This is a genomic window from Celeribacter marinus, assembly GCF_965656515.1.
Taxonomy (GTDB): domain Bacteria; phylum Pseudomonadota; class Alphaproteobacteria; order Rhodobacterales; family Rhodobacteraceae; genus Celeribacter; species Celeribacter marinus_D.
The window spans coordinates 85,399-93,505 of sequence record NZ_CBFHKW010000003.1; the positions used below are offsets into that span (position 1 = coordinate 85,399).

Below are 8,107 nucleotides of genomic sequence, written 5' to 3' on the forward strand. Positions count from 1 at the left end.
TACGAGATGTGCGACAGACACGGCCCCGATATTCGGGGCCGTTTTTTTGTGCCCTGATCGATGTTTATGCATGGCCCAAATGTGCGGTGCACCGAAAACGCTCCACAATGGGCACAACCGAGCTGTGGAAAACGCCAAAATCCTGTGGGTGAATGTCGATTACTGGGGATAAGGTTAAAAATTAACTTTACAGCAACGATCCTTTTGGAACACCATATCTAGTAAGGGGACACAAGAAAACATCAGCCCCTTGAGCAGGCACCAAGTCTTAGGGACGCTGTGGGAATGTTACACACAGCCATATAAGCAAACACATATGAGGCCGCACATGTCGCTGACCGAGTACGATATCACCGAAGACATCCACCCGATTGATCTCGTAGAATCGTTGGCCGCGCACAACGATTGGGAATTTGACCGCGTCACGGAGGATCAGATTGCCATGGCCGTCGAGGGTCAGTGGCGCACCTATTCCATCACGCTGGCATGGTCGGATTATGACGAGACGTTGCGTCTGATCTGCACCTTTGAGATGGAGCCGCCCCAAGACAAGCTGCACAAGATTTACGAGGTTCTCAACCACGCAAATGACCAATGTTGGACGGGTGCATTTTCCTACTGGAATGAGCAAAGTATGATGGTTTACCGCTACGGCTTGCCGCTTTCCGGGGGGCAATTTGCGAGTTCGGAACAGATTGACCGTTTGATCGGATCGGCCGTTGGCAATTGCGAGCGCTTTTATCCTGCGTTTCAATTGGCTGCGTGGTCGGATCGTAGCCCGAAAGACGCGATGGATATCGCGATTTGCGAAGCATACGGGCGCGCCTGATCGCAATTTGGCGCGCGGGTGTCTGCATGGCTGCCGTTGCGATTTGGCCGCGACACACTACAATAGTCAATGCGCCCTCTGCCACGCAGGGGGCGTCTATATTTGAGACGCACAAGGATGGAATGCCATGTCGATGGATGATGTGAAAACGCGCGGTTTGGTGCTTTTGGGCTGCGGGAAAATGGGCTCGGCCATGCTCAAAGGATGGCTTGATGGCGGGTTGCCTGCCACGTCCGTCACGGTCCTCGCCCCACGTCCGTCCGATTGGGTCAAATCCACTGGCGTGCATATTAACACCGCACTGCCAACTGATCCGGCCGTGGTTTTGATCGCTGTAAAGCCGCAAAAAATGGCCGAAGCTTTGCCAACCCTGCGCGCTTTGGGCAATGGCTCCACGGTGTTTTTGTCTGTCGCTGCGGGGATCACGTTGGCTGCTTACGAGGAGATGCTTGGCGCGCGCACACCGATTGTTCGCGCCATGCCAAACACGCCCTCGGCCGTGGGCCGCGGTATCACGGGCATTGTTGGTAATGCGTGCGTCACCGGCGCACAACTCGACCTTGCCGACACCTTGTTGCAGGCGGTGGGGCAGGTCGTCCGCCTTGAGACCGAAAGCCAAATGCGCGCCCTCACCGCCGTGTCTGGCTGTGGTCCGGCCTACGTGTTTCACCTTATCGAGGCGATGGCGGCAGCGGGCGAAAAGGCGGGATTGTCTGCCGAATTGGCGTTGCAACTTGCGCGTGCCACAGTCGGCGGTGCGGGGCATCTGGCCGAAAATTCGGACGAAACTCCGACCCAGTTGCGCATCAACGTGACCTCACCCAATGGCGTAACCGCCGAGGCCTTGCGCGTTTTGATGAACGAAGATGACGGGTTTGTCCCCCTCCTTGATCGGGCCATTCAGGCCGCGATGACACGCGATGCGGAGCTTGCAGAATAATGAACGATATCAGCTACGACGATTTTCTAAAGGTCGATGTGCGCGTGGGCACGATCACCCGCGCCGAACCCTATCCTGAGGCCCGCAAACCTGCGATCAAACTATGGATCGATTTTGGCGGTGACATTGGTGAAAAGAAATCATCAGCCCAAATCACGGCGCATTATACGATTGAGACACTGATCGGCACGCAGGTGATGGCCGTGGTCAACTTCCCGCCGCGCCAGATCGGCCGCTTTATGTCAGAGGTTCTGGTGCTCGGATTTCCCGATGCCAACGGTGAGGTTGTGCTCGCACGGCCTGATCAAGCGGTGCCAATCGGCGGGCGGTTGCACTAGCTCTTAAGGGGCTTGCGTGTCGCCCATGGCCGCGCGCCAATGACGGCGGCACAACGAGACGTATCGCTCGTTGCCGCCAATTTCGACCTGTGCGCCCTCGGTCAACACGTCGCCCGCGTCATTTGTGCGCACGACCATCGATGCCTTTTTGCCGCAATGACAGATCGTGCGCACCTCGCGCATTTCATCGGCAAGCGCCAAGAGCGCCGCAGAGCCGGGGAACAAATGCCCCTGAAAATCGACCCTTAGCCCGTAGGTCATGATCGGCACGCCCAAATCATCAACCGCGCGCGCCAGTTGCCAAACCTGTTCATGGGTCAAAAACTGGGCTTCGTCGATAAAGATACACGCAACTTTGCCCTGCGCCAGACGCGCCTTGACCTTGGCAAAAAGATCTTCGCCAGCGGCAAAGGTATCTGCCGCCTCGCCAATACCGATGCGCGACCCGATGCGACCCTCGCCCGCACGATTGTCAAACTGCGCGGTCATCAAATAGGTGTCCATGCCGCGCTCGCGGTAGTTGTGGGACGCTTGTAGAAGCAGTGTCGATTTGCCTGCGTTCATCGTCGAGTATTGAAAGTACAGTTTTGCCATGCAGGGGGTTTGCCCCACGCGCGCGCCGCGATCAAGGACGTTTTAGCATGTAAAAGGCGCGAAGGTTTCCCCTCGCGCCTGAATTTGGTTTAGCCATGAGCCTTGGACTTGCCACCGCCGCTACGGCGTTGCTGGGTGTGACCGGGACGTGCGCCACCTCCCGCTTTGGGCGCACCTTGTGGTTTGCCGCCACCGGAGCGGCGCGGGCCACCACGACCGCCACCGCCACCTGCGCCTCCACCATTGCCACGACGGCCTTGCTGCTTGGGTTTGGGTTCGGCTTTTTGATCATCCGCAGCCCATGATGCGGCTGTCGCGATCGGGATGCGGATTTTCATCACCTTCTCGATGGCGCGAAAATCATCCAGCTCGGTGGGTGCACAAAATGCCACGGCCTTACCTTCGCGACCCGCACGCGCGGTGCGGCCAATGCGGTGCACGTAGTTCTCGGGCACGTTTGGCAATTCGTAGTTGTAGACGTGGCGCACGGCAGGAATGTCGATGCCACGCGCCGCCACATCGGTGGCCACGAGGACTTCGATCTGACCATTGCGCGCGTCTTTAATAGTGCGCTCGCGTTGGTTTTGCGACTTGTTGCCGTGGATCGAACCGGCGTTAAAGCCCGCCTTTTGCAGCTGTTTGGACATGCGTTCCGCGCCGTGTTTGGTGCGCGAGAACACAAGAGCCAAATCGCCACGGTGTGTAGCGAGCATCTCTTTGAGCGTGTCGTATTTGTCGCCCGCGGGGATGAAGTGGACCTCTTGGTCGATCTTGTCGGCGGCCTTGCCCGCAGGGGACACTTCGACGCGCACAGGCGATGTGAGATAGCTTTGCGCGATCTCGTTCATCTGTTTGCTCATCGTGGCGGAGAACAGCATGGTCTGACGCTCCTTGGCGAGCATCGGCACCAATTTACGCAGCGCATGGATGAACCCCATGTCGAGCATCTGGTCGGCCTCATCGAGCACAAGGAACGTTGTCTCGGATAGGGTGATGGCGCGGCGATCAATCAGGTCCATCAAGCGACCGGGAGTGGCGACAAGGATGTCTGTGCCACGCTCAAGGCGCTTGATCTGGTTGTTGATCGAGGTGCCGCCAACAACACGGTTCAACTTGAGGTGGGTGTCTTTGATATAGGGAAACAGCGTGTCGGCGATCTGGTTTACCAACTCGCGGGTCGGTGCGAGGATCAGCGCACGTGTGGTTTTTGCCGAGGGCTTGGAGCCTTCGGTCAGCGCCATGTGCAATAGCGGCAGGCCAAACGCCAGTGTTTTACCTGTTCCGGTCTGGGCAAGGCCCATAACGTCGCGGCCATTCATCACTTCGGGAATGGCGCGGGCTTGGATGGGGGTTGGTGTCTCAAGTTTCATATCTTTCAACAACTTGAGAAGGCGCGGCTGAAGGCCGAGCATAGAAAAATCAGTCATAAACGTCCTTTGGTGGGAGGCCCACACAGCATGACGCACCCCGAAACGGGGCGCTTTTGATGGTCGCGGGAAAGGATACCGAAGAGGGCCGATTGCCCCGCTCGTCTTCCCGCCGACCCCATGCGTGATTTTGGGATCTGGTGGCCGGTATCGGCCATAGTATGACATCTGCGGCGCAGTCCATTTTGGACACATACGCGGCTGCTCACGCGGCAGCATGGGACATCTGTAAGGTACACATGGGGGAGATGGGGCGATAAGTCAAGGATTATGCTGCGTGCGCAAAGCAAAACGCCCCGCACATGAGCGGGGCGTTTGATCCGTTTCGCGATGTGGCGCGGCTTACAATTCTTGCAAGCTCATCACGTCCATGTCGCCCTCGACCCGTGATTTGATCGCCATCGCGGCGGCGTGTGAGGCGGCGGCGGTTGTGAAATACGGGATCTTGTCGTAGAGAGCGACTTTGCGGATTTCGCGGGAATCCTCGACGGCCTGTGTGCCCTCGGTCGTGTTGAGAACCAATGAAATCTCGCCGTTCTTCATAATGTCGGCGATGTTCGGACGGCCCTCGTAAACCTTGTTCACCACCGTGGTGGCGATGCCGTTTTCCTCGAAAAACTTGGCGGTGCCACGGGTGGCGACGATTTCAAACCCGAGATCGGAGAGGGTCTGGATCGCCTCAACCATCTTGGGCTTTTTGTCGTAATCCTTGACCGACACGAACACCTTTCCGCCAGACGGCAGGTCAGTGCCTGCGCCCAACTGCGCCTTGAGAAAGGCGCGTGCAAAGCTCAAGTCTTGGCCCATAACTTCGCCCGTGGAGCGCATTTCCGGTCCCAAAATCGTATCGACACCGGGGAAGCGGGCAAAGGGCAACACGGCCTCTTTCACCGCAAAGCGTCCGGTTTTGGACGGGTCAACCAGATCGAAGTTCGCCATTTTCTCGCCCGCCATGAGACGTGCGGCGATGGAGGCGATGGGCGAATTCACGGCCTTAGCCACGAACGGCACGGTGCGCGAGGCGCGCGGATTGACCTCGATGAGGAAAATCACATCGTCTTTGACTGCGAATTGCACGTTCATCAGGCCAACAACATTGAGCGCCAAAGCCAAGTCAACCGTCTGGCGTTTCAGCTCCTCGACGATCTCGGGTTTGAGCGAGTAGGGCGGCAAGGAACACGCACTATCGCCCGAGTGGACACCTGCCTCTTCGATGTGCTGCATGATGCCCGCAACGTGGACGGTTTCACCGTCGGACAACGCATCGACATCGACCTCGGTCGCGCCCGACAGGTAGCTGTCGAGCAACACGGGGCTATCGCCAGACACCACCACGGCGTCACGGATGTAGCGTTTGAGTTGATCCATATCGCGCACGATTTCCATCGCGCGACCACCTAAGACGTAAGAGGGACGGATCACTAGTGGGAAGCCGATGTCGACAGCAATCTCAAGCGCTTGCTCATCGGTGGAGGCAATGCCGTTGTGCGGCTGTTTGAGGCCCAAACGGTTCACAAGGTCTTGGAAGCGCTCGCGGTCCTCGGCCAGATCGATCGCGTCGGGCGAGGTGCCGAGGATCGGAATGCCTTCGTCTTGCAGCGCTTGTGCGATTTTCAGTGGAGTTTGCCCGCCGAACTGGACGATCACGCCGTGCAGCGTGCCGTTTTCCTGCTCCACGCGCAGGATTTCCATCACATGTTCAAACGTCAGCGGCTCGAAATACAAACGATCCGAAGTGTCATAGTCGGTGGACACCGTTTCGGGGTTACAGTTGACCATGATGGTCTCGTAGCCTTGCTCGGTCAGCGAGTAACAGGCGTGACAACAGCAGTAATCAAACTCGATCCCTTGGCCGATGCGGTTCGGACCACCGCCCAAAATGACGACCTTTTTGCGATCGGACGGACGCGCCTCGCATTCCACTTCGCCCATCATCGGGGCTTCGTAGGTGGAGTACATATAGGGCGTTTGCGCTTCGAATTCGGCGGCACAGGTGTCGATGCGTTTGAACACCGCATTGACGCCGAGGTTGCGGCGCGCACGGCGTACGTTGTCCTCGTCACGCCCCGTCAGGGTTGCCAAACGCGCATCGGTGAAGCCCATCATTTTAACGGCCCGAAGACCCTCTTCGGTGACCGGAAGGCCATCCTTGCGAATTGCGTTTTCCATCTCAACGATCTCGCGAATACGTGCAAGGAACCACGGATCGTAGCTATTGATTTCGTTGATTTCGATATCTGAAAAGCCGAACCGCATCGCTTGGGCAATCACGCGCAAACGGTCGGGCGTCGCTTTCGCCAGTTCGCGTGTGACAGATTTGTCGATCTGACGTTGTGCCTGATCGTCGGCTCCACGCAACACACGCGACAATGTATCTTCACTGCCTTCGGTCTCAACAATGTTCGCGGCTTCTGGCATATCCGCAAGCGCGATGTCGTCAAACCCTGTGAGACCGGACTCCATGGACGCGAGCGCTTTTTGCAGACTCTCGTGGATGGTACGGCCAATGGCCATTGCTTCGCCCACAGACTTCATAGCGGTGGTCAGGTTCGGCTCGGAGCCGGGGAATTTTTCGAACGCGAATTTCGGGATCTTGGTGACGACATAGTCGATGGTCGGCTCAAAGGACGCAGGGGTCACTTTCGTGATGTCGTTGTCCAATTCGTCAAGCGTATAGCCAACGGCTAGTTTTGCCGCGATTTTGGCAATCGGGAAACCGGTGGCCTTGGACGCCAAGGCGGAGGAGCGCGATACGCGCGGGTTCATCTCGATCACGATCATGCGGCCATCGGCGGGGTTCACGGCCCACTGCACGTTGGAGCCGCCCGTTTCCACGCCAATTTCGCGCAGCACGTTGATGGAATGGGTGCGCATCAACTGGTATTCTTTGTCGGTGAGCGTCAGCGCGGGGGCCACCGTCACACTGTCGCCCGTGTGCACGCCCATCGGATCGACGTTCTCGATCGCACAGACGATAATGGCGTTGTCGGCGGTGTCGCGCACCACTTCCATCTCGTATTCTTTCCACCCGAGCAGGCTCTCGTCGATGAGGATCTGCGCCATCGGCGAGGCTTCCATGCCCGAGCGGCAAAAGTGTTCGTAATCGTCGCGGTTATACGCCACACCGCCGCCGGTACCGCCAAGGGTAAAGGCGGGGCGGATAATGGCCGGAAGGCCGATCTCGTCGAGCGCGTCCATCGCCATTTTCAAGCCGGCGGAGATATCGTATTTGCCATGGGACAGCTTTGGCGCCGTGACAATCGTGGCCTTTGGGTTCTCAATGCCCAGACGGTCCATTGCCTCGCGGAACAGTTTGCGATCCTCGGCCATTTCAATCGCGGCGCGTTTTGCCCCGATCAGCTCGACATTGAATTTTTCCAGAATGCCCAGATCATCCAATTCAAGTGCGGTGTTCAGACCTGTCTGACCGCCCATCGTGGGCAGGAGCGCGTCAGGGCGCTCTTTCTCGATGATCTTGGCCACGACCTCGGCCGTGATTGGCTCGATGTAGGTGGCGTCGGCCATATCGGGGTCGGTCATGATGGTCGCGGGGTTGGAGTTGACCAAGATGACGCGGTAGCCCTCTTCGCGAAGTGCTTTACACGCTTGGGCGCCGGAGTAATCAAACTCGCATGCCTGTCCGATGACAATCGGCCCCGCCCCAATGATCATGATCGACTGGATATCGGTTCTTTTGGGCATGGCAGACCTCTGATGTTTGTGCAGCACGACACACCCCCTAACGGGGGTGCGCAAATTGTCGTGGGTTATAGCTATGACGCGCGCGGGTGCAAGGCCTGATAGGCGATGTTTTTTGTCCGGGAGCCTTCGCGTGCTCTGCTGAATGTCATTTGTGCGCGCAGCGATGTGGGGGGCGTGGCGCGCGATACCCGCTTTCGCGCCGCTCATGCGTGCAAGATGCGCCCGTATAATTCCAAGGTAGAGGCCCATTGTTGCCACATTACACCGGCACCATCGG

Annotated in this window: 6 protein-coding genes; 3 read left to right on the plus strand and 3 right to left on the minus strand. The window is 57.9% G+C overall.

What is annotated here, in order from left to right; translation table 11 throughout:
- The first annotated feature begins 328 nt into the window (after positions 1-328).
- The 3 genes from ACTG34_RS01595 to ACTG34_RS01605 all read left to right on the plus strand — a co-directional run bounded on the left by ACTG34_RS01595 (position 329) and on the right by ACTG34_RS01605 (position 2,107).
- Positions 329-829, plus strand: a complete 501-nt coding sequence (locus tag ACTG34_RS01595; protein ID WP_439103294.1) for a YbjN domain-containing protein — start codon at positions 329-331, stop codon at positions 827-829.
- Between the two features lie 127 nt (positions 830-956).
- A complete protein-coding gene (gene proC, locus ACTG34_RS01600; protein ID WP_439103295.1) occupies positions 957-1,769 on the plus strand; it encodes a pyrroline-5-carboxylate reductase in 813 nt (270 codons plus the stop codon).
- Positions 1,769-2,107 (plus strand): tRNA-binding protein, encoded by a 339-nt coding sequence (locus tag ACTG34_RS01605; protein ID WP_439103296.1) that lies wholly within the window; start codon positions 1,769-1,771, stop codon positions 2,105-2,107. The genes proC and ACTG34_RS01605 overlap by 1 nt, the downstream gene beginning before the upstream one ends.
- 3 nt (positions 2,108-2,110) lie before the next feature.
- On the opposite strand, the gene ACTG34_RS01610 is transcribed toward ACTG34_RS01605, so the two are convergent.
- The 3 genes from ACTG34_RS01610 to carB form a co-directional block, all read right to left on the minus strand.
- Positions 2,111-2,701 carry a thymidine kinase gene (locus tag ACTG34_RS01610; RefSeq protein ID WP_439103297.1) on the minus strand — a complete coding sequence of 197 codons (591 nt, stop codon included), beginning with the start codon at positions 2,699-2,701 and terminating at the stop codon, positions 2,111-2,113.
- 89 nt (positions 2,702-2,790) lie between these two features.
- Complete coding sequence (locus tag ACTG34_RS01615) at positions 2,791-4,128, minus strand: DEAD/DEAH box helicase (protein WP_439103298.1); 1,338 nt, start codon at positions 4,126-4,128, stop codon at positions 2,791-2,793.
- A gap of 342 nt (positions 4,129-4,470) precedes the next feature.
- Positions 4,471-7,830: a carbamoyl-phosphate synthase large subunit gene (carB, locus tag ACTG34_RS01620; RefSeq protein ID WP_439103299.1), complete on the minus strand. Its 3,360-nt coding sequence runs from the start codon at positions 7,828-7,830 to the stop codon at positions 4,471-4,473.
- Between the last annotated feature and the right edge of the window lie 277 nt (positions 7,831-8,107).

Coding starts and splice junctions, on each gene's coding strand:
- ACTG34_RS01595 (WP_439103294.1), top strand. CDS start 329: ATGTCGCTGACCGAGTACGATATCACCGAAGACATCCACCCGATTGAT.
- proC (WP_439103295.1), top strand. CDS start 957: ATGTCGATGGATGATGTGAAAACGCGCGGTTTGGTGCTTTTGGGCTGC.
- ACTG34_RS01605 (WP_439103296.1), top strand. CDS start 1,769: ATGAACGATATCAGCTACGACGATTTTCTAAAGGTCGATGTGCGCGTG.
- ACTG34_RS01610 (WP_439103297.1), bottom strand. CDS start 2,701: ATGGCAAAACTGTACTTTCAATACTCGACGATGAACGCAGGCAAATCG.
- ACTG34_RS01615 (WP_439103298.1), bottom strand. CDS start 4,128: ATGACTGATTTTTCTATGCTCGGCCTTCAGCCGCGCCTTCTCAAGTTG.
- carB (WP_439103299.1), bottom strand. CDS start 7,830: ATGCCCAAAAGAACCGATATCCAGTCGATCATGATCATTGGGGCGGGG.